Below are 23,175 nucleotides of genomic sequence, written 5' to 3'. Positions count from 1 at the left end.
CCTGTTGTGTGTCCCTAGTACATCAGATCCTGCAGGCGAGAGATAGAACCAGTCCGTCGTTCCATTAGGACAATCGCGCCAGGGAAGATCGTCTGCAGGCGTCCCGACCCGTGGGAATGATTCAGCCCGCACGCGCACGCTTTGACCGCCGGCGTTCGGACTGGTGCAGCCGCTTGAGAATACCGTCGAACGATTCCAGTTGCCGGTGGATCTCTTCTGGCCCGTTTTCGACCAGGAACGCGCGGAATGCCGACGCGACCGGCGGCAACCGGACCGCCGGCAGGTGCGCCACGTACCAGTCGCGCTCCACCGGGTTGCCTGCGAGCGGCAGCACATCGATCAAGCCCGCTTCGAACTCCAGCGTGCAGGCATGCAACGACAGGAACGCGATGCCCAGCCCGGCCGAGACCATGCGCTTGATCGCCGCATTGCTGGACAGTTCGGACCCGTGTGGCAAGCGCAGCCCCGCCTCGCGGAACAGGCGTTCGACGGTATCGCGCGTACCAGAGCCCCGCTCGCGGACCAGCAGGTTTTCCGCAAGCAGGTCTTGCATCGTGATGTGCCGCCGGGCCATCAATGGATGATCGGGTGCGGCAATGAAGGCCATCGGATGCTTGGCAAAGGTCACCGCATTCGTCCTGAGCTCGGACGGCGGCCGCCCGATGATGGCGAGATCGATTTCGTGCATCCCCAGCATGCGCACGATCTCTTCGCGGTTGCCGACCCGAAGCACGATCTTCACATCCGGATGGCATTGGGTGAACGCGACCAGCATCTGCGGGAGCAAATACTCGGCGGTGGTGATCGCGCCGACGCGAAGGGTCCCCGCGATCCCACCGCGCAAGGCAGCTACCTCTTCCACCGCGTCGCGCCATAGCTTGAGGATCTGGCTCGCGTAGCCTGCCATCACTTCGCCCGCGGGCGTCATCAGCAAGCCGCGCCCGGAACGCTGCACCAGCGGCGTGCCTGTGGCCTCTTCAAGCAGCCGCAATTGCAGCGAAACCGTCGGCTGGGTCAGGTGTAACTCCTCGGCTGCCCGCGATACGCCGCCCAGGCGCGCGACCGCGTCGATCGCATTGAGCTGCCGGAAGGTGGTGGTCTTATGCATAGAAGAAAACCTATCGGTCGGATTTGTTTCTCAATTATTCAATATGAGTTTTCCCGCGTACAGTGCAAACGTCAAGACCTGATCGCGCCGCCCCTCCGCGTTCCGCCAAACCATCCAGGAGTCCACCATGTCGATCGAATTGCTGATTGTTTCCGCCGACCACGTGCTGTTCCAGACGAAAGCGCAACACGCCGCCGGCTCGGCCGCAGCCACCCGGCACCAGTCGGAAACCGCTCCTGGCAGCGCAATTGGCGAAGACTTCTGCGCGGCATATCAGGAGGCATTCGTACAGGCAAGCGCGGTGGCGAAGGTATCTGTGCGCCGGCAAATCGAACAGCTGATGCGCGAAGCCGAGCAAGCCGGAGCCAGGCTTGCCATCGTGACCATGATGTCGTCCCGCATGCTGAGCGCCCTGCTTGACAGTTATGACCAGCCAGCCTGTACCGACCGCTTTACCGTGATTGCCACCGCGGATTCGCTTGGCCACGGCCGCGGCCACGCAGACCTGCTGCGGCTTGTGCTCCATGCCGTCGACCTTCCTGCCGACCGCGCGCTGTTCATCGGTGCAAATGCCAGTGAGGCCCATGCCGCGGATGCGCTTGGCATGCCGGTGATGCGGCTGGGGGACAGCATGGCATCGCGCCAGGACGAGGGCCCAACCATCCTTTCCGACGTGCCCACCGCGTCGTGGCCGTCGTTCGAGGACATCGAGATGCACTTCATGCAAGGCGCACCGACCCAGCCGTCGCGCTACACGTCCCTAGGGACATTGGCCGCCCCGGCATGAGCCGTCGTGGGCACTACCAACGCATAGAGGGGGATGGAATGAAGACAATCGTCATTGCTGGCGGCGGAACCGCTGGCCTTCAACTCGCGGCCCGGCTGGGAAAGCAATTGGGCAAGCGCGGCCTGGCGAAGATTGTCCTGGTGGACCGCTACAGGACACACCTCTGGAAGCCCCTGCTGCACGAAGTCGCCGCAGGAAAGCTTGAGCCGTACATCCACCACACGTCATTCGCGCTCCAGGCGCGCCGCTACGGCTTTCGTTTCTTGCAGGGAGAGTTCACCTCACTGAATCGCGACAACCGCACACTGGCGATCACGACAGCCGGAAGCGATGGTGCCACGCACGTGACGGCGCTGGCCTATGACACATTGGTGCTTGCGATTGGCGGCACCACCCAGTACTTCGGTGTCCCGGGGGCGAGGGAGCACGCGCTGGCGCTGGATAGCGTACCCGGCGCCGAGTATGCGCGGACCCAGATCGTGGATGCGCTGCGCCGCGTGTCCTCGCAAGCGAAAGCAGCCGACGGTCCCGCGCGAGCCAGCGTCGCCATTGTCGGCGCGGGCGCCACCGGCGTGCAACTGGCAGCCCAGGTGCGGCAGATGTCGCGCGTGCTGAGCCAGTACGGCATTCATTCGCTCGATCCTGACCGCGGCACCGAGATACGCCTCGTCGAGGCTTCCGGCAATATTCTTCCGGGCATGGATCATCGCCTCGCCGACAGGACGGCAGCTGAGTTGCAGGCGCAGGGTATCCAGATTCTCCTTAACACGCGCGTCACCGAGGTCCGACCCGACTGCCTGCATATTGCAGGCGCGGACCCCGTTGCCGCGGACGTGACAATATGGACTGCCGGCGTTACCGTATCGCCGGTGTTGTCGAACATCGGCCTGCAGGTGACCCGCAACGGACGCATTCGGGTGGGAGACACGCTCCAGACCCTGGAAGACGAGCATATTTATGCCTTGGGCGATTGCGCGAGCTTCCGTCCGGCGGGCGAACTGGCAGAGCTTCCTACGCGAGCACAAGTCGCGCATCAGCAGGCCATTTACCTGGCCCGAGCCTTGCCCCGTGCGCTCGCCGGAAAGCCCGTAGCCAGGTTCAAATTTCAAGATCGTGGCTCTGTCATCTCGTTGGCTGACGACATGGCGCTGTGCCATCTGCTTGCGCCTGGCGCCAGCGATGGCTGGCAGGTACAAGGCGCGTTGGCGAAACTGGTGCACGCGGTCATCTATCGACGTCACGTGCTGGCGATCCAGGGCTTTGCGCGAGCCGTCGCGATGACGCTGTCCCAGCGACTGGAGCGGTTGCTGGGTGCCGGTTATCGGCTGGATTGAAGCCCGGAACTTCGCGGCAAAGCGGAAAGCGCGTTGGAGACCAGCTTTTGGTGTTCTCCAACGCTACCTTGACTACCGCGAGGTGTACGTCACTGTTCCATAGACGCAACCGCGTGCGCGCATGAATTGAATAACGTGGCCCGCTCAGGCCCCGTCGAGGAACGGGCTGCGCTGGCCAAGGCGGGTGCCGAGCGCATCGGGCGCCAGGCGCATGCTGGCGGGATCGATGCCCTGGCCCGCGCTGCCGGCCGCGGTCATGTCGACCGGTGCGGAGGCCATGCCCGGCTGGCTCGGCTGTCCAGCCGTCTGAGCATAAGTATTGCCGCCGGCGGGCATGGCCCCGGCCGCCGGGATGGTTGCCGCCGGTGCGGCCTGAATGGCCTGTGCGCCTTGCATCGGCTGGGCTGCAGGCGCTGCTGGCTGGATGGATGGCATCGGCTGGGTCGGCTGATTGGGCTGCGCCTGCTGCGCGAACAGCGGGCAGGACGCGAGCATCGCGCCAGCCATCAACAGGGATTTCGCCAGATGTTGCTTCATTCGGTTAACTCCTGGAATAGCCTAAAGGCATGGGAGTAATCACTGTAGCGGCGCGACGCCTGACATTCTGTTCGATTTTGCAACGGGCATTTACGAGGCTTGCCATTGGGCAAGTGAGGCGTTATTCGCGTGCGCGACGCGGGTCCGCGTTGTTGGCCAGAGAACCACCCTTCCACTTGCTTCGAAACGAACTGGGCCGGTTTCTAATCAACTGCGCCCTCCCCACAGAAGGGTAAGGCACGTCGGCAAGGCTACAGTCAGGGTGTCGATCATCGCCCAGGCTCGCTCAATGCCTTGACTACTCACCCTCACTTACTCCAGCGGCGAAATCGTCGTGCTGCCTGCCGCGTCACCCTCCGACGAATCGGCATCGATCCAGACCCGCGTAGCGCCGCCCACGCGCGACAGGCGCATCTGGTAGGTGTAGCGCTCCGGGTGATACAAGCCCACCAGGTATTGCACACGCCGGCCTTGCCGATCCGTGGCGATGCGCGAAACGCGTAGCAGCGGCACCCCGGGACTCAGCCGCAGGATGCGGGCAACCTGGAGATCCGCCACGGCGGCTCCCAGCGTCTGGTCGGCGGAAACGACATGCACGCCGTGCTGCTCCAGCGCAACCAGCATCGGCGTGTCCTGCAACGTATGCCGGTCGAGCGCGCCGGCCAGGTCGTCGGGCACAAAGACTTCGGTATAGGCGATCGGCTGCGCCTTGAACTTGCGCACGCGCACCACCTTGAGCACCGCGGCGCCAGGCGGCAGGTCCAGCGCCGTGCTGACTGCCGGCGGGGCCGGCATGCGCTTCCATTCCAGGACCGTGACGCGCGTGCGCTTGCTGACGCTGACGATGTTGTCGAGCAATCCGCCGCGCACCGCCGTGGCGGCGGTTGCCGCATGCCGGAAGGTCGGCACGGTGCCCTTGCCGCGCAGACGCGCAACCATTCCCTCCTCTTCCAGCCGCGCCAGCGCCGAGCGTACGGTGACACGCGCCACGCCGAATTCTTCGGCTAGCTGGCGCTCGCCGGGTAGCGGCATGCCGGTCTCGTAGTAGCCGCCGCGGATACGGTCGCGCAGGATCAGCCGGACTTGCTGAAAGCGGGGAAGATCGGGGTTGGCATCCAAAGGCATGGGCAATAGGCTGACAAGCGTACGGGCATTGCCGCCACGGTACGCGCGTCGCGCTAGTTGAACAAGCGATGCTGCCCTATTCGTAGCGCTTGCCCAGCGCCAGCATTTCAGGTGTGCCGATCAGCTCGTTGAGCGCCTGGAACGACAGCATCCGGTCCAGGTACGGTGTGGTGGTCTGATGCGTCCCCAGGCTTTGCAGGTAGTCGCGCAGCGCAAAGGCCAGCGCCCGTACGGTACCGCCGGGGAAGATCACGACACGAAAGCCGATCTCTTCCAGTTCCGGCGCTGGCAGCACCGGCGTCTTGCCGCCTTCGACCATATTGGCCAGCAGCGGCGCGCGTGTCCCGAGCCTGGCGATGGCCGCCGACATGTCTTCGCGGCTGCGCAGCGCCTCCACGAACAGCAGATCGGCGCCGGCCTCGGCGTAGCGCTCGGCGCGTTCCAGCGCCGCTTCCATGCCCTCCACCGCCACGGCGTCGGTACGGGCGATGATCAGCGTGTTCGCATCGCGGCGCGCGTCGCAGGCAGCGCGGATCTTGCCCGCCATCTCGGCGGCCGGGATCACCGACTTGCCATCGAGGTGCCCGCAGCGCTTCGGCATCGCCTGGTCTTCCAGCTGGATCGCCGATGCGCCGGCACGCTCGAGCACGCGTACGGTCTGCACGACGTTGAGGGCATTGCCGAAGCCGGTGTCGGCATCGACGATCAGCGGCAGCGCCACGCGCTCGCGGATATTGCGGGTGACAGAAGCCACGTCATCAAGCGACAGTAAGCCGATATCCGGCCGGCCAAAGCGCGTGTAGGCAAGGCTGGCACCGGAAAGATAGGCAGCCTGGAACCCGGCCTGTTCGACCAGCAGTGCGGAAAAGGCGTCATAGACACCCGGTGCGGTCACGATGCCAGGTTGTTGCAGGCGTTGCTTCAGTGTCATGCTGGATTTCCGTTCACGGAAAGTTGGCCCGCCGCGATCTTGCGGGCGAGGTGCGGCACCAGGCCGCCGTCTTGGATCATGTCCACCAGGTGCGGCGGAACCGGTTCGCATTGTAGTGGCGCGAGGCCTTCGACAAAGACCTGCGCACGCGCAAGATCGCAACCGGCGCGCTGGCCCGCCGCAATACGCGGCAGCGACGGGCAAGTGAACAGCGGGAGGCCCAGGTTGAAGCCGTTGCGATAGAACAGCCCGGCGAACGACGGCGCGACTACGGCTGCCACGCCCAGATGCCGCAAGACCTCCACCGCCTGTTCGCGCGACGAGCCCGCGCCGAAATTGCGCCCGCCGAACACGATGTCTCCGGGCCGCACCGCGGCGGCAAACCCGGGATCGACATGCTCCATGCAATGGCGCGCGAGCGCATCGATGCCGTACTTCATATACGCGCCGGGCGCCAGCAGGTCGGTATTGATATCGTCGCCGAACACCCAGGCGCGACCGGTGAAGTGCCCTGTGGCGGGCATGAGCGTGTCGTTCATGACAGCATCCCCCGTGGATCGGCGATTCGGCCGGCAATTGCAGACGCGGCCACCGTGTAGGGCGAACCGAGATAAACCTGCGACGATGCGGCGCCCATGCGTCCCTTGAAATTGCGCGCAGTGGTACTGATCACCACGGTGTCCTCGCCAAAGCGGTGCTCGCCATAGCCAGCGCACGCGCCGCAAGCGTTCGGCAGAAGCTCGGCGCCGGCCGCCACCAGCGCGCCCAGCGTGCCCTCGCGCTCGGCCTGCGCCTGGTCCGCGGCGCTGGCCGGCGCCACCAGCAGCCGGCTATTGCGCGCCACGCGCTGTCCGCGCAGCACTTGCGCGGCCATGCGCAGGTCGTCGAGCTTGGCGCCGGTGCAGGCACCGATGTATGCGATATTGACCGCCACATTGCCCAGGCTGTCGACGTCGCTGGCATCGGCCGGGGTATGCGGCCGCGACACTTGCGGCGCCAGCGACGCAGCGTCGAAGTCGTGCGTAGCCAGGCATGCGGCGCCGGCGTCCGACTGCCAGCGGTCGACGTCAATCTCCGATGGCTCCACGCCGGCGTCGAGCAGCCAGTCGCGCGTCACCGCGTCGGGCGCCACCAGGCCGACCTGGGCGCCCAGCTCCGCGGTCATGTTCGACAGCGTCATGCGCTCCTGCATCGACAACGCCGACACGGCGGTGCCGGCATATTCAACGGCCTGATACTGGCCCCCGTCCATGCCGAATTGCGTGCACATGCGCAGCATCATGTCCTTTGCCGACACGCCGGGGCGCAGCCGGCCGTGCCATTGCATGCGGAGGGTCTGCGGTACGCGCACCCAGATCTCGCCGGTCACCAGTACGCCGAGCATCTCTGTCGCCCCGATGCCGAACATGTATGTGCCGAAGGCCCCACCCGTTGAGGAGTGGCTGTCACCACCCACCGCCATCATGCCCGGACGCAGGTAGCCCTTCTGCGGCACCACCACATGGCAGATGCCCTCCATGTCATGGAAGCGCGCCACGCCCTCCTCCCTGACCCACTCGCGCGCGATCTGCACGATCTTGCGGCTGTCGGCGTCATGGGCCGGCACATAGTGGTCTGTGACCACCACCACCCTGGACGGGTCCCAGACCCGGGCGCCGATCTTCTCCAGCAGCGGCTTGACGCGCCGCGGGCCACCCGAATCATGCATCATGGCCAGATCGACACGGCAGGTGACGATCTCGCCCGGCGTGACATGCGCGCGGCCGGATGCGCGGGCCAGCAGTTTCTGGGCGAGCGTCTGGGGCGTGGCCGCTGCGACGGCCTGTGCGGACACCTGCGCCATCATTCCACCCGTGTGCCCGATGCCTGGATCACCTTGGCCCAGTGCTGGATATCGCTGCGGACAAACTGCGCGAACGCCTGCGGCGTCATGCTCACCGCGCTGGCGGCCTCGGCTTCCATGCGCTGCTTGTACGCGGGATCCTCCACCGCGATCTTCACCGCCCGATACAGCTGGTCAGTGGTGGCCTGCGGCAGCTTGGCCGGCCCAAACAGCCCGAACCATGCCGACGACTCGAATCCCTTCACGGTGCTGCCGATGGTGGGCACGCCCTGGAGCTGCGGCAGCGGCTGCCTGCTGCTGACGCCGAGTATCTTGAGCGCGCCGGACTTCGCATGCGGCAGCACATTGACGGTACTGGCAAACATCAGGTCCACGGTGCCGGCCAGCAGGTCGGTCAGAGCGGGATTGGTGCCCTTGTAGGGAATGTTCAGGATATCGGTGCCAGTCTGCAGTTTGAACTGCTCGCTGGCCAGATGCAGCGATGACCCCTGCGCGCCGATGGCAAAGCTCAGCTTGCCGGGGTTGCGCTTCGCATAATCGATCAGGCCGGCAGTGTTGTCGAACGGCGCGTTCTTGCGCGCCACCAGCACGCTGGGCACCCGCGCGACCATCGAGATCGGCGTGAAGTCCCTGACCGCATCGAACGGCAGATTCTTGTAGAGCGAGGCGTTGATGGTATGGCCAGTAAAGCTCATCAGCAGCGTGGTGCCGTCCGGCGTGCTGCGCGCAACATACTGCGCGGCGATATTGCCGCCAGCACCGGGCTTGTTGTCCACCACCACGCTGCGTTGCAGCGTCTCGCCCATCGAACGGGCAATCAGGCGCGCCAGCGCGTCGGTAGTGCCACCGGCCGGGCTGCCGACCACGATCGTGATTGGCTTGTCGGTTGCAGCGTGCACTGCCGGGGCCATCGAGGCCAGGACGGTCAGCGCGGCACTGGCCAGGAATTGTCTCTTGCTGAAAGGCATGTCGGTCTCCACCGCTGTTCTAGCAACTTCGGTGAAGTGGACTCTATGCCCGGCGCCAGCCGCGTTCAATGGAACCGCGTGGTCCTATCCAAGGTACCACTTATGGTGAGTGCCAGAGCAACTGCGACCGCCCGGTCGCCACACCGGCCATCTCAACGATCGTTCCCCCTCTTTAGTAGGTCCCATTCTCGGGATTCCATATTTGCTGCCCGACCGGCAGCAACCTATGATGGATCTCAAAAATGTTGCCGCCCGCATCAGGCCAGTTTTTCTGTCATTCAGGCCGCACGCGGAGAAAGGTTTCCGGGTACTGGGGGTCAAATGAACAACGAAGGCTACAGGCGGTGGCGCCGCCGCTGGTTGCGCCTGCATTCGCGATTTCTGCTGGCTAGCGCGCTGACGTTGGCGGAAGTCGAGCTGGACACGTATCTAAAAGAAAAACGTACGACATACCGCGACTTTGGGGACTTCACTGAGAATGAGATTGACTTCATTTTTCGGCGAGTCTGTCGAGGCATCCAACGGTGGCCCGCCCCTCATATCGCGTCCCAGGAGTGCGTGCGCCGGGCACGCAAGCGGATTCAGGAACTGGGCAGGCGTCTGACGAATGAAGCGACTTGGCAAAACGACTCCACGTTGTAGTGCACCGCGTCGTACGGACACTTGCCTCAACCCTGCCCGGAATGAGAAGCCAGCCTCAGCGCCTATACTGAACAGCATCGGCTGGCACGAGCCCCCGTGCAGCCACGGCTTCGGATCCCGACATTTCGACGAGAAGCAGCCTTTCCTCTCCGACCGACGACCGGCAGGCCAGCATCCCCGCGCGGCTTGACCGCCTGCCGTGGTCGCGTTGGCACTGGCGCGTGGTGCTCGCGCTGGGCATCGCCTGGGTGCTCGACGGCCTCGAGGTCACGCTGGTCGGCTCGGTCGGCGCCGTGCTGGAGCGCCGCGACACGCTGGCGCTTACCGCGACCGAGGTCGGCTGGACGGGTTCGTTTTATGTTGGCGGCGCCGTGCTCGGCGCGCTGTTGTTCGGCCGCATGGCCGACCGGCTCGGCCGCAAGCGGCTGTTCCTTGTCACGCTGCTGGTCTACATGGCCGCCACGCTAGCGACGGCGTTTTCAACAGGCTTCGCCATGTTCGCGGTGTGCCGGTTCTTTACCGGCCTTGGCATTGGCGGCGAATATGCCGCCATCAATTCCGCCATCGACGAACTCATTCCCGCGCGTGTGCGCGGCCGCGTGAACCTGGCGATCAACGGCAGCTTCTGGGTCGGCGCCGCGCTCGGAGCCGGGCTGAGCCTGCTGCTGCTCGACCCGCGCGTGCTGGGTCCCGTGTGGGGCTGGCGCGCATGTTTCGCACTGGGCGCGGTGCTGGCCGTTGCCATCATGCTGGTGCGCCGGCATGTGCCGGAAAGCCCGCGCTGGCTGGCCATGCACGGCCGCATCGGCGAAGCGGAACACGTGATTGCGGACATCGAGGCGCAGGTCTTCCCCACAGTGCGGATGCGCGCGGGCTCGCCGGCCGCAGCATCGCACATTCACGTCCCGACGCCACCGCCGTCCATACGCGATGTGCTGCGCCTGCTGGTGCTGCGCTATCGGCAGCGCAGCCTGATTACGCTGGCCCTCATGCTGGCGCAGGCCTTCTTCTACAACGCGATCTTTTTCTCCTACGCACTCGTGCTGACACGCTTCTACGGCGTGCCGGATGGCCGTGTCGCGCTTTACCTGTTCCCGTTCGCGCTGGGCAATGCAGTGGGGCCGCTGGTCCTCGGCCCTTTGTTCGACGAGGTCGGCCGGCGCCGCATGATTGCGGCCACTTACGTGCTGTCTGGCCTCGGCCTGGCCGCCACCGGGTGGGCGTTCACGCAAGGCTGGCTCGACGCTGCCACGCAGGCGCTGTGCTGGTCCGCCGTGTTCTTCCTGGCTTCGGCCGCCGCCAGCTCGGCGTACCTGACCGCCAGCGAGGTCTTTCCTCTCGAAATGCGCGCGCTTGCGATCTCGGTCTTCTATGCGGTGGGCACCGGCACCGGCGGCTTCATCGCACCCGTGCTGCTTGGCACTTTGATCGAACGCGGCAGCCGTGAAGCGGTCGCGGCCGGCTACGGGCTCGGCGCCGCACTGGTCATTGCGGCCGGCCTGCTGGCATTGCGCTACGGGATCGATGCCGAGCGGCGCCCGCTCGAGGAGATTGCCCCGCCATTGGCAAGCGGCCGACACGAAGAAACTGGTTGACGGAAATCGGCAGATACTCATACCGCGCCTTTAAAAGTAACAACCATGCAGCTTTTGTTTAATTCGCGCGGTAATATACAAAAGGCGTCTATTCATATAGACGAATTCCCCGAATCTAACGACCCAAATATTCAACAATGAGAATCACGCTCGATGCGCTGCAGGTAGTCGAGTCCATTGCGCGCTGTGGCACGTTCGCACTTGCCGGCAAGGAACTGCACAAGGCGCCGTCGTCGCTGAGCTATGTCGTGCAGAAACTCGAAAGCGACCTGGGCATCACGGTGTTCGATCGCAGCGCGCACCGCGTGCGCCTGACGCTGGCAGGCGAGGTCCTGCTGGACGAAGGGCGCCGTTTGCTGCGCGCCGCGAACGACCTCGAAGAACGCGTCAGGCGCGCCGAGGCCGGCTGGGAGGCCGAACTAAAGATTGCGACCGACGCGCTGGTTCCGTTTGACGCCATCCTGCCGTTCATCTCGGCATTCCAGGCGGAAAACAGCTATACGCGCCTGCTGTTCTCGCAGGAATTGCCGGGCAACAACTGGTTGGCGCTAGCCACCAACAGCGTTGACCTGTTGATTGGCGCGGTCGGAGATCCCCCCGCGGTGCAGGGGCTGTTCACGGTGCCCGCCGGCACCGCGAGGTCGATCTTTGTCGTCGCGCCGGGGCACCCGCTCGCGGCAGTGGAGGAGCCCATCGACTGCACCGTGCTGTGGCAACACCAGTTCGTGGAAGTCTGGCTGCCGCAGGACAGTGCGCCCGATCCGCTCCACACGCTGGTGGAAGGCCAGCGACACATCAGCGTGCCCACACTCGATGCGAAAGTGTCCGTGCTCTTGTCCGGCCTTGCATGCGGCTATCTGCCGGTGTGCGCCGCGCAGCCGCATATCGACAAAGGGCGGCTCGTCGTGCGGCGGCTGGGCGAGGAGCGCCCGCCACAAACCTTTCATATCGCCTGGCGCAGCAACGATCCCGGCAGGGCGATCGGCTGGTGGATCGAGCGCAAGGAGGCGCTCGCCAACGCCCTGCGCCAAAGCCTTGGGCTTCAGGCGCCAGCCTGACTGGCGAAGGCGCGCAGACTGGCCCGGCGACAAGACCGGAACAAGACGGGAAAGCGCGCACCGCCGTCGCCAGCGGCCGCTAGGCCCTCTCCCGCAGGTCGTACCAGGCCACCAGCAGGAATCCCCCCACCAGGCCGAGGTGCTCGAAGAAGGCGTTCTCCATCATGAAACGGGCATCGCCGGAGACTTCCCAGAAGCGGTTCGCCAGGAACGTCGCCATCAGCGTGAAAGCCGCCAGGCCAAGCGCGCCGAGCCAGCGGTAGAAGCCGGCCAGGATCATCGCCGAGGCGCCGAGTTCGAGCGCAATGGTCGCCGCCGCGAGCGGCCCGGCCGGCGCAAGACCGAAATGGTGCATCTCGGCCATGGCCGCGGGGAAGTCCAGCGCCTTGTTCAGCCCGCCCTGCAGGTAGGCCGCGCACAGGCCCAGCAGTGCCACCCAGCGCACCACCGGTGTCGCGAAGCGGGCCACGCGGGTTTCCGCCGCCGGCGGAGTCAGACTGCCATGCTCGATCATTGCTTGCTCTCTCGAAGATAGTGATGTGCCGCGCCGCAACGCTGCTGCAAGGCCGGCGAAGCGAAGTCATGTTAGTGCATGATCGTTCGAATAAAGAAGTTAACTCACGTTTTTATTTTTTTCATCGACATCGTCCTACCGCTGTCGCTTTAGGGTATCCAAGAATGCTATGGGCCTGAATAACGGATTCCTCCCCAGACTCATCCACTTATTCGAATAGTCTGTTCGAAATAATCCGTTATGCCGGTCAGAATCGCCTCGTTATACTTTCGCAGCGCTCCCGGCATTGCCGGCAAGTGCCCAATGACATGCTTTCCCACGCAGTTGGCGCTGCGGCCATCGCCGCATGATAATTTGTCCCCCGCCGCCATGCCGTCGCGCCCCATGCGACAGCGAAGGTGTGGCGTCTTTCCCGCCCCAAGGAGAAAACCGTGAGCAATCCGAAGCTAGAAGTCCTGACTCCGCAGAATTGCCAACTGATCTTCATCGACCATCAGCCGCAGATGGCATTCGGTGTCCAGTCGATCGACCGCCAAGTCCTGAAGAACAATGTGATCGGGCTCGCCAAGGCCGCGAAGATCTTCAATATCCCGACCACGATCACCACCGTGGAAACCGAAAGCTTCTCGGGCTTTACGTATCCCGAATTGCTCGACGTGTTTCCGAGCCACAAGCTGCTGGAACGCACGTCGATGAATTCCTGGGACGACCAGAAGGTGCGGGACGCGCTGGCTGCTGCGGGCCGCAAGAAGGTCGTGGTGTCGGGGCTGTGGACGGAAGTCTGCAACAACACGTTCGCGCTCAGCGCGATGCACGACGCCGACTACGAGATCTACATGGTGGCCGATGCGTCCGGCGGCACGTCCAAAGAGGCGCATGACTATGCCATGCACCGCATGATCCAGGCCGGCGTGGTGCCCGTGACCTGGCAGCAGGTGCTGCTTGAATGGCAGCGCGACTGGGCCCACCGCGATACCTATGATGCGGTCATGGCGCTTGTCAAGGAGCATTCGGGCGCCTATGGCATGGGCGTCGACTACGCGTACACGATGGTGCACAAGGCGAAGCAGCGTACGTCAACGCAGCACGAGGCCATTCCGGCAGTCCCGGCACGCTGAGCTCACTGACACATTGACGTGAGTGGATCGCGGGCGCAGCGGCAACCGCCGTCGCGCCCGCCATAAGCCGTCACCTTGCCATGCCAACGCCTACAGGAGTTTCGCCATGAATGCTTCGACCGCCCCGGACCTGATTCTCGTCAACGGCAAGTTCACCACGCTGGACCGGGCCAATCCGCAAGCCGAAGCAGTCGCCATTCGCGATGGCCGGTTTGCCGCCGTCGGCACGAAGCAGGACATCATGCAGACCGCCGCCAGCAGCACGCGCGTGATCGATCTTGGTGGCCGCCGTGCTATTCCGGGACTCATCGACAGCCACATGCACATCATCCGTGGCGGCCTGAACTACAACATGGAACTGCGCTGGGACGGCGTGCGCTCGCTGGCCGATGCCATGCGCATGCTGCGCGACCAGGTTGCGCGCACGCCCGCCCCGCAGTGGGTGCGCGTGGTCGGCGGCTTCACCGAACACCAGTTCGTGGAGAAACGCCTGCCAACCATCGAGGAACTCAATGCGGCGGCGCCCGACACGCCCGTGTTCATCCTGCATCTGTATGATCGCGCAATCCTGAACGGCGCTGCATTGCGCGCGGTCGGCTACACGAAAGACACGCCAAACCCGCCCGGGGGTGAAATCATTCGTGACGCAAGCGGCAACCCCACTGGCCTGCTGCTGGCCAAGCCCAATGCCACCATCCTCTACGCCACGCTGGCCAAGGGGCCGAAACTGCCGCCCGAGTACCAGAAGAATTCGACACGGCACTTCATGCGCGAGGTGAACCGGCTGGGCGTGACGGGCGTGATCGATGCGGGTGGCGGCTACCAGAACTACCCCGAGGACTACAGCATCATCGAAGAACTGCACAGGGAAGGCCAGCTCACGGTGCGGCTCGCGTACAACCTGTTCACGCAGAAGCCGAAGGAAGAACTGAGCGACTTCCGCAATTGGGCCGGGAAGGTCAAGCCCGGCCAGGGCGACGATCTGTACCGGCATAACGGCGCCGGCGAGATGCTGGTCTATACGGCCGCCGACTTCGAGGACTTCCGCGTCGAACGGCCCGAGATGCCGCCGTCGATGGAAGGCGACCTGGAGCCTGTGATCCGGCTGCTGGTCGAGAACCGCTGGCCGTGGCGCCTGCATGCGACCTACGACGAGACGATTTCGCGCGCGCTCGATGTGTATGAAAAGGTCGCGCGAGACATGCCATTCGACGGCCTGCACTGGTTCTTCGACCACGCCGAGACCATCAGCGACCGCAATATCGACCGCATCGCGGCGCTTGGCGGCGGCATCGCGGTGCAACACCGCATGGCCTACCAGGGCGAGTATTTCGTCGAACGCTATGGCGCAAGATCGGCCGAACGCACCCCGCCGATCCGGAAGATGCTCGAGCGCGGCGTCAAGGTCGGTGCGGGCACCGACGCCACGCGCGTCGCGTCCTACAACCCGTGGGTGTCGCTGTACTGGCTCACGACCGGCAAGACGGTGGGCGGCATGTCGATGTATCCGCAGGCCAACCTGCTCGACCGCGAGACCGCGCTGCGGCTGTGGACCGAAGCGAATACGTGGTTTTCGAACGAGGAAGGCAAGAAGGGCATGATGGCGGTCGGACAGCTTGCAGACCTGGCGGTGCTGTCAAACGATTACTTCGCGGTCCCCGGCGACGAGATTCAGGACATCACCTCGGTCATGACCGTGCTCGGTGGCAAGGTGGTCTACGGCGACGGTGAATTCGGCAAGCATGCGCCCGAGCTGCCGCCGCCGATGCCGGACTGGTCGCCGGCCCGTCACGGCAGCCGCTACCAGCCGCGGCCACAGGCACAGGCCCGCGCGATGGCGAACACCGCTTGCGGTTGCGCCAGCGCCTGCGGCGTGCACGGCCACGCGCACGCGGACGCGTGGGCGGCAAGCCTGCCCGTTTCCGATGAGCGCTCGTTCTGGGGCGCAATGGGCTGCTCGTGCTGGGCGTTCTGATGTCGCGCCGCACCGGAGCGCCATGATGGCGCGCCACCAACCAACCGGAGTCCGACCATGAAGGTCTATATCGTCTCGCTCGCCGCCGGGATTCTCGTCGGCATCATTTATGCGCTGCTGCAGGTACGGTCGCCCGCACCACCGGCCATCGCGCTGATCGGGCTGCTCGGCATGCTGATCGGCGAACAGGTCGTGCCCACGGTGAAGCGGGTCGTCGCGGGCGAACCTGTGACCGCGGCCTGGTTCCGCAGCGAGTGCGTGCCCAAGATTACCGGCGCGCCACCGAAGGCGGATGGCACGACCGAGCCACCGGTCACGCTGGCTGCGCGCGGCAAGGAAAGCGGGCAATGATCCGGGGATACAAGAGCGGTCAATCCCGGTCGGCATGTGCCAGCACGTGTACCGCGCGGCTTGTGCTGCCGCCGGGACCGCAGTGAGCACCGCACCGCGCCCCGATCTTGCCGCGTCGGCACCGGGCCCCGCCACGGGTTGCATCCTCGCGTTTATCGCCGGCTATGTCGATGTCGTCGGGTTCGTCTCGCTGTTCGGGCTGTTCACAGCGCATGTGACAGGCAACTTCATCATGATCGGCGTCGATGTCACGGGCAACGAGGCAGGCCTGCTCGCCAAGCTGCTCGCGCTGCCCGCCTTTGTGCTGGCCGTCGCGGCGACCCGGGTCGCCGAAGTGCGGCTCGGCAAGTCCGGCCGCTCGCCGGTCGCCCCGCTGCTGCTGACCGAAGCCGTGCTGCTCCTGTTATTCATGGCCGCGAGCCTGCATGCCGCGCCCGTCACCGATCCGTCGGCGCCGGCCGCGCTCGTGGCCGGCATGCTTGCCGTCATGGCCATGGGTATCCAGAACGCGCTGTCACGGACATCGCTGCTCGAGCTGGGACCGACGACGATCATGACCGGCAACACGACGCAGATCGTGATCGACCTTGTTGATCTTCCATCCGCATCGGGCGCGCAACGCGAAGCGATCCGGCGGCGGCTGCGCAAGATGGGCCCGGCCCTGGCCGCGTTCGCGTTGGGCGCGATCCTCGGGGCAATCGGCTATGCCACGTTGTCCGTGTGGTGCGTGCTGCTGCCGGCCGTGCTGCTCGTCGCCATCGGCATTCCGGCCTGGCGCCACGGCCAGCCGTCAGCGGCAAGCTGAATGCCGTGAAGGCGCAGGAACATCGCCCCGCCATCCTCTTCGGCGCATTCGATCGCCATAACTTCGGCGATCTGCTGCTCGCACACATCGCCGCACACGTAATGAAAGGCCGTGCGCTGCACTATGGCGGCCTGGCGGATCGCGACCTGTCGGCGTACGGCGGCCACAAGGTACGGGCGCTGGCGCGGGTGGCCGAAAGCCTGGGCGACACGCCCGTTGACATCTTTCATGTGGGCGGAGAGATCCTGACGTGCAGCGCGTGGGAAGCCGCGGTGATGCTGCTGCCCCCGAACGAGGCGCAGGCGGTGGTCGCGCGGCTCGATGCGCAGCCGGCACAACGCGCCGCCTGGGCGAGCGCACAGCTCGGGCTGCGCGACTTCGCCCCGTACTTGTTGCCCGATGGCCTGTTTGCCAACGTCGCCAGCGTGCGCTACCACGCCGTGGGCGGCATCGACCTTGACCGGCTCGAGCCAGCCATGCGTGCCGAAGTGGTAGCCAAGCTGAAGGCCGCCACTTCCATCAGCGTACGCGACCTGCAGACCCGCACCATGCTGGAAGCCGCGGGCGTCAGTTGCCATCTCGCGCCCGATCCGGCGGTGATGGTCGCCGATATGTTTGCACCGCGCATCCGGGAGCACGCCCGGCAAGGCGAGCTGGCCCGCGTGATGTCCACATTCCCGCGCGGATACCTGGCCGTGCAGTGTAGCGCTGATTTCGGCGATGACGAGACGCTGGCCGCACTCGCACGGCAGCTCGAACAGATGGCCACGAACTGGGATCTCGGCATCGTGCTGTTCCGCGCGGGCGCCGCGCCATGGCATGACGACCTGGACGTCTACCGGCGCCTGGCGGCGCTCATGGGTAGCGTGCCGGTGCGCGTGTTTGGCTCGCTCAACCTGTGGGATATCTGCGCGCTGGTCGCCCATAGCCGCGGCTACGCGGGCAGCAGCCTGCACGGCAGCATCGTCGCGAGCGCGTTTGCGCTGCCGCGCGTGGGCCTGCTGCGTCCCGGGCAATCGCTCGGGTCCAGCAAGCAAGCCGCGTTTGCCGGGACGTGGGGATCGGCCGGCGCGCCTGCGGCAGTGCCGCCGTCGGCCCTTGCGTTGGGCATGGCCGAGGCCATGAGCACTAGCCAGACAGAGCGCGACGCTTTCGCGCGGGAACTGGTCGAGGCGTTCGTGGGAAGCGCCTAGCGTCAGACACGCTCGACGCGCACGAAGAACTCCACGCCTTCGTCGACGCCTTCCATCGACTGGCCGAACGTGATCCAGCCGTGGCTGCGCAGCATTACGTCGTCGCGGCGCAGGATGAAGCTCTCTTCGCCGTCGATGGTGACGTGCGTGCCGTTCGAACTCCGGTCGACCAGCACGTAGCGCCCGGCGCGCGACTCCACGGTGGCCTGGAACCGCGAGGCGCGCCGGTCCGCCACCACGATCGTCATGGTGCTGTCACGGCCAATGGTGACAGGCGCGGAGGCGAGATTCATTTCCACGAGCGCCGAGCGGTAGCGCAACGTGAGAAACACCGAACACGCGGTACGCGGGCTTTCGGTGTCGATCAGCGTCAGGTCGGTCGCCTGTTGCCAGATCGCCTCGAACAGTTCGACCGGCTGCTCCCTGCCGCGTACCTGGATCGGGTACAGGTAGCGCGTCGTCCGGCGCAGCCAGTCAGGCAGGCCGCCGACGGACTCCGCGCTGGTGATGATCTGGCCGCGCGATGCCAGCTTGGACAGCCGCGCCGCGAGATTCACGGTATCGCCGAACACATCGCCTGAGATATCAGATAGTACCGGCCCGTGATGAAAGCCGATATGGATCGACATCGGCACACCGGCCACCGGCGGCAGTTCGGCCACCGCGTGCTGCATATCGAGCGCGGCCTGCAGTGCGCGTTCCGCCGCCGGGAACACCACCATGATCTCGTCGCCGATGGTCTTGACGATGCGCCCGCCGCAATCCTGCGAGCAGGACCGCATGACGCCGAGGCATCGCGCGACCGCGGCCATCGCCGCTGCGTTGCCGGCCACTTCGTACAGCCGCGTGCTGCCGCTGAGGTCGGCGAACATTACCGACCCTTGCGACGCCTCGTTAAGCGGTTCTCGGTCCATATGCACGCCGGCCCGGCTCGGTTCCGACGGGCCACGTCCTCATTGCAGTCACGCGATCGCGCAATGCTGGAATTCTGGCACCGCGACCGGCGATCCTCAACCCGAATGGCAAACGATGGGAGCGGGGGCAAACACGGTGGCGGTCTCCGGCCCCTAGCTCAATCCATCCAGCACCCAGTGCTGCCCATGCACCATGGCCGCCGCATCGGATGCCAGCATGGATACCATCCGTGCAGCCGCTCCCGTCGACACCCACACTGAAGGATCCGTCCCCGGCATGTCCCGCCGGTTGGCCGGCGTATCGAGCACTCCTGGCGCAATGCTGTTGACGTTCACGCCGCCGGCGCGTACCTCGCGCGACAGGCTTTCAACGAGCCGCTGCAGCGCGCTCTTCGACGCGCAGTACGCGCCCATCGAAGCCACGCCCGCCGCCGCACTGCGTGCCGTGACGGCCACGACCTTGCCGCTGCCCCGCGCGAGCATGGCGGGAATGAACGGGCGCGTTACGGCGATGAATGACCACGCGTTCAGGTCCATCATGTGCATCCATGACTCGCGGCTGATGGCGTGCGTGGCCTCGCCCATCTCGAAGCCGCCGGCCACATGGACCACGACGTCCACGGCACCGAAGGTATCCAGTATCTCCGCACCGACGCGGGACATGCCGGTATCCGAGGTGACATCGGCCTCGCGCAGCAACATGCCGCCGTCCGCATCGGGATGGGCGAAGACGCTTTGCAGGTGCTGGAGGTCACGGTCGATCAGGGCCAGCCGGCAGCCCTCCCCGGCAAAGCGGCTGGCTACTGCGCGGCCCAAGGCGCCGGCGGCGCCGGTGATCACGACATGACGAATGGCGGCTTCCATCTTCGGGCTCCCGTAGCGAAGGACTGCCTTCACCATAGTCGGGCGGCACGCAAAGGGAAATGCGGATGTCGGCTGAACTGTACAGAGCGGAATCCTTGCGCCCGTCTATGGCGCACTGCCCGTACATGCGCCAAGATGCGGCTGCATCACCCGCTGCTGCCTCACCCATTCAGGATCCCCAATTGCCTCTTACCCGCTTGCGGCAAAGCGCCACCCTTCTCGCCGTCGTGGCGCTGACCGGCTCGATGGCCTCCCTGTGCATCGGCACCTCGTTCGCCAAGTCGCTGTTTGCGGCGCTGGGGGCGCAGGGCACGACCGCATTGCGCGTGAGCTTTTCGGCATTGATCCTGCTCGCGGTGTGGCGACCGTGGCGGATGCCGCTGTCCGGCGCCAATGCCAGGGCCATTGCGCTCTATGGTGCCGCGCTCGGCGCCACCAACCTGCTGTTCTATATGTCGCTGCGCACCATTCCGCTGGGGCTGGCGATTGCGATCGAATTCACCGGACCGCTCACCGTGGCGGTGCTGTCGTCGCGGCGTGCCATCGATTTCCTGTGGATCGCGTTCGCGGTCACCGGGCTGCTGTTGCTGCTGCCGCTGGGCGAAGCGTCCACGCATCTGGATCCGGTCGGCATGGGCTTCGCGCTCGCGGCGGGGGTTGGCTGGGCGCTCTACATCATCTTCGGCCAGCGCGCGGGCAATGCCCACGGCGGCCAGGCCACATCGCTCGGTCTGACCATGGCGGCGCTGGTCGTGCTGCCGTTCGGCCTGGCCCACGCCGGCACGGCCATGTTCAGCCCGCCGCTGCTGCTCGCGGGGCTGGCCGTGGGCGTGTTGTCCAGCGCGATTCCCTATTCACTTGAAATGGTCGCGCTCAAGCGCCTGCCGCGACGGACGTTCGGCATCCTGCTCAGCATGGAGCCCGCCATGGGCGCGCTGGCCGGGCTGGCGTTCCTGCATGAGCAACTCAGCATGATCCAGTGGCTAGCAATTGCCAGCATCATCGTGGCCTCGATCGGTTGCACGGCTACCGCGCGGGGCAAGGCGGCGGCCTGAATTCTCGCCGTGAATGCGGCGCAGCAAACCCGCCGCGATAGCGGCCAGTTCATGGTTTTCCCTTTGCCTGCCGCGCTTGACTGAACCTGGGCCGGGCTTCAGATTGGACCGCGCAGTACAACTCTGGCGTCCAACACAGGAGACAGGAAGCATGCGAACCATCAAGGTGGCACTGGCAGCATTCAGCCTCATGGCCGGCCTCTGTTCGATTGCCGCGGCCCAGACGTGGCCCGGCAAGCCGATCACCATGGTCTTGCCGTTCCCCGCCGGCGGCTCCGCCGATGTCGTCGGCCGGGCGATGGCCGACGAAATGGGCAAACGCCTGGGCCAGCCCGTGGTCGTGGAGAACCGTGCCGGCGCCAGCGGCATCGTGGGCGCGAGCTATGTCGCCAAGGCGCCTGCCGATGGCTACACCATGATGTTCACCACCACGCTGCCCATCATGACCAACCAGTTCGTGTACGCGAAGCTCCCCTACGATCCGCGCAAGGACTTCGCGCTGATCTCCCAGGTCGCGACCGGCCAGCTCGTGTTGGCGGTCCACCCGTCGGTGCAGGCGAAAAGCGTGAAGGAATTCGTCGCGTGGGCCCAGCAGAACAAGGGCAAGGTCAACTACGGCTCATGGGGCGTCGGCTCGGCCGCGCACCTGATGGGCGCCTTCCTGAGCAACAGCCGCGGCATGGACATGAGCCATATCGCCTACAAGGGCGAGGCGCCCATGCTGCAGGACCTGATCGGCGGACAGGTGCAGATGGCAATCGGCTCGTATATGTCGATCAAGCCGTACCTGGAGTCCGGCAAGCTGCGCGCGCTGGCGGTGACCGGCGACAAGCGGATCGGCACCATCGCGGACGTCCCGACGTTCGAGCAGGCCGGGCTCAGCGAACCGGAGTTCCGGCCGGTCGGCTGGCTGGTGCTGGTGGCGCCGGCAGCCACGCCGGCACCGGTGCTCGCCCGGCTGGAGAAGGAGGCCATCGCCGCAGCGAATACCACGGCCGTCAAGGCGCGTTTGCAGGTGGCCGGGCTGGAAGCCATGGGCACCACGTCGGCCCGCTTCCGCGAGGATTACCAGTCGGCCATGCCGGTGCTGGAACGCGTGGTGAAGGCGTCGGGCGCGCGCGTCGAATAGTCTTGCGCGCCCCGCTCAGCGGGCACCGAACCAGCCGGCGGGCAGGCTTGCGGTGGCGTCCGCATCGGCTGCCCCGAACGCAAGCGTGGCCTCGTGCAGGAAGCTGTCTTCGGGATTGCGGCGGCAGCTGAAGCCCAGTCCGCGAAGGATGGCAAGCATGCGGCGGTTCTCGCTGAGCACATCACCGCGCAGGCGGCGCACACCGGCCGCTTGCGCAAGTTGCTGCAATTTGGTGATGAGCCGGCGGCCAAGACCCTGGCCTTGCCAGTCATCGGCCACCACCACGGCAAATTCGGCGGTATCCCGGTCCGTCACGACGAACTGGCCGTTGGCCACCACTTCCGCACCGCCATCCACGGTCGGCACGGTCACGACCAGCGCAGCCCCTTCGGCGCCTGGCCTGACCAACCCTTCGATGATGGAGTCCGCGACCCGGCCGCCTGTCAGGAAGCGGAAATAGCGGCTGTCGCGCGACAAGCCTTCCACCAGTTCACGTACCGCGGCTTCATCGTCTGCGCCCGCCTGCCGCAACGTTGCCTGTGCGCCGCGCCGGAGCGCCCATTGCTCGTTGCCCCCTTGTACCGACGTACGTGCTTGCAGGCCTTGCCTTATCTCAACCATGACCGCCACCTGACTTCAATATTTGTATCCAGAGTATAGGCGAACCCCTGACTTTTGCAAATGAAGTCAGCATGCTATGCTCAGTGCATCATGAAAGCCACGTCCACCGTCCTTAGTGACTGCTCGATCGCCGCCACCCTCTCGCTGATCGGCGAGAAGTGGACGATCCTGATCCTGCGCGACATCTTCCACGGCGTGACCCGGTTTGATGACTTCCTGCGCCGGCTTGAATGTTCGCCGGCCGTGCTGTCAGCCCGGCTGAAGACGCTGACCGAGGCCGGCTTGCTGCGCCGCGTCGGCTACAAGGAACCTGGCGAGCGCGAGCGCTTCGAGTACCGTCCGACGCGCGCGGCCGTCGAACTACTGCCCGTGCTGGTCGGGCTGATGCAATGGGGTGACCGCCACCTTGCCGCCGGTGGCATCGGCCCGGTGGAGATCCGCTCGCGCCAGAATGGCCAGCGGGTCAGCGTGGCGCTGGTCGATGAAGATGGCCAGGCCGTGTCGCCCTCCGACATGGCCGTCATACCGCTGGCGACGCCAGGCGCGCCACAAGACTGATTCCCTGGCTGGCACCGCGGCGATACATTGCATCGCACCATGACTGTGCCGCGCCGGCCGACGCGCCCCATCAACGCGCACGGGCCAGAACCATATCGGTCCCTTTTGCCGCGAAATATCGCTCTCACCGTCACATCAACGCTGGCACAG

23 protein-coding genes are annotated in these 23,175 nt (G+C 65.5%); 12 read left to right on the top strand and 11 right to left on the bottom strand.

From position 1 onward, the window contains the following. Positions 1-121: 121 nt before the first annotated feature. Positions 122-1,108, bottom strand: coding sequence for a LysR family transcriptional regulator (locus tag ACIGJG_RS24725; RefSeq protein ID WP_011300950.1), 987 nt, complete (start codon positions 1,106-1,108; stop codon positions 122-124). A gap of 127 nt (positions 1,109-1,235) precedes the next feature. On the opposite strand from ACIGJG_RS24725, the gene ACIGJG_RS24720 reads away from it, so the two are divergent. Then, complete coding sequence (locus tag ACIGJG_RS24720; RefSeq protein WP_011300951.1) at positions 1,236-1,895, top strand: HAD family hydrolase; 660 nt, start codon at positions 1,236-1,238, stop codon at positions 1,893-1,895. A 38-nt stretch (positions 1,896-1,933) separates the two neighbouring features. Beyond that, the gene (locus ACIGJG_RS24715) at positions 1,934-3,229 is read left to right on the top strand and encodes an NAD(P)/FAD-dependent oxidoreductase (RefSeq protein WP_483673133.1); all 1,296 of its coding nucleotides are present in this window, start codon (positions 1,934-1,936) and stop codon (positions 3,227-3,229) included. A gap of 144 nt (positions 3,230-3,373) precedes the next feature. Here the strand turns inward: ACIGJG_RS24715 and ACIGJG_RS24710 are convergent, their stop codons facing one another. From ACIGJG_RS24710 to ACIGJG_RS24685, 6 genes are all read right to left on the bottom strand, one after another. Then, positions 3,374-3,766: a hypothetical protein gene (locus ACIGJG_RS24710; protein WP_011300953.1), complete on the bottom strand. Its 393-nt coding sequence runs from the start codon at positions 3,764-3,766 to the stop codon at positions 3,374-3,376. Between the two features lie 312 nt (positions 3,767-4,078). After that, positions 4,079-4,891, bottom strand: coding sequence for a GntR family transcriptional regulator (locus ACIGJG_RS24705; RefSeq protein WP_011300954.1), 813 nt, complete (start codon positions 4,889-4,891; stop codon positions 4,079-4,081). Between the two features lie 76 nt (positions 4,892-4,967). Then, complete coding sequence (locus ACIGJG_RS24700; protein WP_011300955.1) at positions 4,968-5,822, bottom strand: isocitrate lyase/PEP mutase family protein; 855 nt, start codon at positions 5,820-5,822, stop codon at positions 4,968-4,970. Then, positions 5,819-6,361 carry a LeuD/DmdB family oxidoreductase small subunit gene (locus ACIGJG_RS24695; protein WP_011300956.1) on the bottom strand — a complete coding sequence of 181 codons (543 nt, stop codon included), beginning with the start codon at positions 6,359-6,361 and terminating at the stop codon, positions 5,819-5,821. Before ACIGJG_RS24695 ends, ACIGJG_RS24700 begins: the two co-directional genes overlap by 4 nt. Continuing rightward, positions 6,358-7,665, bottom strand: coding sequence for a 3-isopropylmalate dehydratase large subunit (locus ACIGJG_RS24690; protein ID WP_011300957.1), 1,308 nt, complete (start codon positions 7,663-7,665; stop codon positions 6,358-6,360). Before ACIGJG_RS24690 ends, ACIGJG_RS24695 begins: the two co-directional genes overlap by 4 nt. Next, a complete protein-coding gene (locus tag ACIGJG_RS24685; protein WP_011300958.1) occupies positions 7,665-8,633 on the bottom strand; it encodes a Bug family tripartite tricarboxylate transporter substrate binding protein in 969 nt (322 codons plus the stop codon). The genes ACIGJG_RS24690 and ACIGJG_RS24685 overlap by 1 nt, the downstream gene beginning before the upstream one ends. A 764-nt stretch (positions 8,634-9,397) precedes the next feature. Here ACIGJG_RS24685 and ACIGJG_RS24680 point away from each other — a divergent pair. Beyond that, positions 9,398-10,870, top strand: a complete 1,473-nt coding sequence (locus tag ACIGJG_RS24680) for an MFS transporter (protein ID WP_049796506.1) — start codon at positions 9,398-9,400, stop codon at positions 10,868-10,870. Positions 10,871-11,007: 137 nt separating this feature from the next. Then, positions 11,008-11,928: a LysR family transcriptional regulator gene (locus tag ACIGJG_RS24675; protein WP_011300960.1), complete on the top strand. Its 921-nt coding sequence runs from the start codon at positions 11,008-11,010 to the stop codon at positions 11,926-11,928. Positions 11,929-12,007: 79 nt separating this feature from the next. Here the strand turns inward: ACIGJG_RS24675 and ACIGJG_RS24670 are convergent, their stop codons facing one another. Next, positions 12,008-12,442, bottom strand: coding sequence for a DoxX family protein (locus ACIGJG_RS24670; RefSeq protein ID WP_011300961.1), 435 nt, complete (start codon positions 12,440-12,442; stop codon positions 12,008-12,010). A 431-nt stretch (positions 12,443-12,873) separates the two neighbouring features. Between ACIGJG_RS24670 and ACIGJG_RS24665 the strand changes: the two genes are divergently transcribed. The 5 genes from ACIGJG_RS24665 to ACIGJG_RS24645 all read left to right on the top strand — a co-directional run bounded on the left by ACIGJG_RS24665 (position 12,874) and on the right by ACIGJG_RS24645 (position 17,884). Then, positions 12,874-13,560, top strand: a complete 687-nt coding sequence (locus ACIGJG_RS24665; RefSeq protein WP_011300962.1) for a hydrolase — start codon at positions 12,874-12,876, stop codon at positions 13,558-13,560. 106 nt (positions 13,561-13,666) lie between these two features. After that, a complete protein-coding gene (locus tag ACIGJG_RS24660) occupies positions 13,667-15,535 on the top strand; it encodes an amidohydrolase (protein WP_011300963.1) in 1,869 nt (622 codons plus the stop codon). A gap of 57 nt (positions 15,536-15,592) precedes the next feature. Beyond that, positions 15,593-15,886 (top strand): XapX domain-containing protein, encoded by a 294-nt coding sequence (locus tag ACIGJG_RS24655; RefSeq protein WP_011300964.1) that lies wholly within the window; start codon positions 15,593-15,595, stop codon positions 15,884-15,886. A gap of 82 nt (positions 15,887-15,968) precedes the next feature. After that, complete coding sequence (locus ACIGJG_RS24650) at positions 15,969-16,691, top strand: YoaK family protein (protein ID WP_483673130.1); 723 nt, start codon at positions 15,969-15,971, stop codon at positions 16,689-16,691. A 5-nt stretch (positions 16,692-16,696) separates the two neighbouring features. Next, the gene (locus ACIGJG_RS24645) at positions 16,697-17,884 is read left to right on the top strand and encodes a polysaccharide pyruvyl transferase family protein (protein ID WP_483673128.1); all 1,188 of its coding nucleotides are present in this window, start codon (positions 16,697-16,699) and stop codon (positions 17,882-17,884) included. A 2-nt stretch (positions 17,885-17,886) separates the two neighbouring features. Here the strand turns inward: ACIGJG_RS24645 and ACIGJG_RS24640 are convergent, their stop codons facing one another. Both ACIGJG_RS24640 and ACIGJG_RS24635 read right to left on the bottom strand, forming a co-directional pair. Beyond that, positions 17,887-18,756 (bottom strand): adenylate/guanylate cyclase domain-containing protein, encoded by an 870-nt coding sequence (locus ACIGJG_RS24640; RefSeq protein ID WP_483673126.1) that lies wholly within the window; start codon positions 18,754-18,756, stop codon positions 17,887-17,889. Between the two features lie 195 nt (positions 18,757-18,951). Then, positions 18,952-19,662, bottom strand: coding sequence for an SDR family oxidoreductase (locus ACIGJG_RS24635; RefSeq protein ID WP_220630123.1), 711 nt, complete (start codon positions 19,660-19,662; stop codon positions 18,952-18,954). Between the two features lie 182 nt (positions 19,663-19,844). Between ACIGJG_RS24635 and ACIGJG_RS24630 the strand changes: the two genes are divergently transcribed. Continuing rightward, positions 19,845-20,717 (top strand): EamA family transporter, encoded by an 873-nt coding sequence (locus ACIGJG_RS24630; protein WP_041680267.1) that lies wholly within the window; start codon positions 19,845-19,847, stop codon positions 20,715-20,717. 151 nt (positions 20,718-20,868) lie between these two features. After that, positions 20,869-21,846, top strand: a complete 978-nt coding sequence (locus ACIGJG_RS24625; protein WP_011300970.1) for a Bug family tripartite tricarboxylate transporter substrate binding protein — start codon at positions 20,869-20,871, stop codon at positions 21,844-21,846. Between the two features lie 15 nt (positions 21,847-21,861). Here the strand turns inward: ACIGJG_RS24625 and ACIGJG_RS24620 are convergent, their stop codons facing one another. Then, complete coding sequence (locus ACIGJG_RS24620; protein ID WP_483673124.1) at positions 21,862-22,467, bottom strand: N-acetyltransferase family protein; 606 nt, start codon at positions 22,465-22,467, stop codon at positions 21,862-21,864. A 90-nt stretch (positions 22,468-22,557) separates the two neighbouring features. On the opposite strand from ACIGJG_RS24620, the gene ACIGJG_RS24615 reads away from it, so the two are divergent. Next, positions 22,558-23,025 (top strand): winged helix-turn-helix transcriptional regulator, encoded by a 468-nt coding sequence (locus tag ACIGJG_RS24615; RefSeq protein ID WP_483673123.1) that lies wholly within the window; start codon positions 22,558-22,560, stop codon positions 23,023-23,025. The last annotated feature ends 150 nt before the right edge of the window (positions 23,026-23,175 follow it).

Source organism: Cupriavidus sp. C1SS-2L, assembly GCF_057073735.1.
Note: the sequence above shows the minus strand (reverse complement) of the source record. Positions and strands in the feature narration are given on the sequence as shown.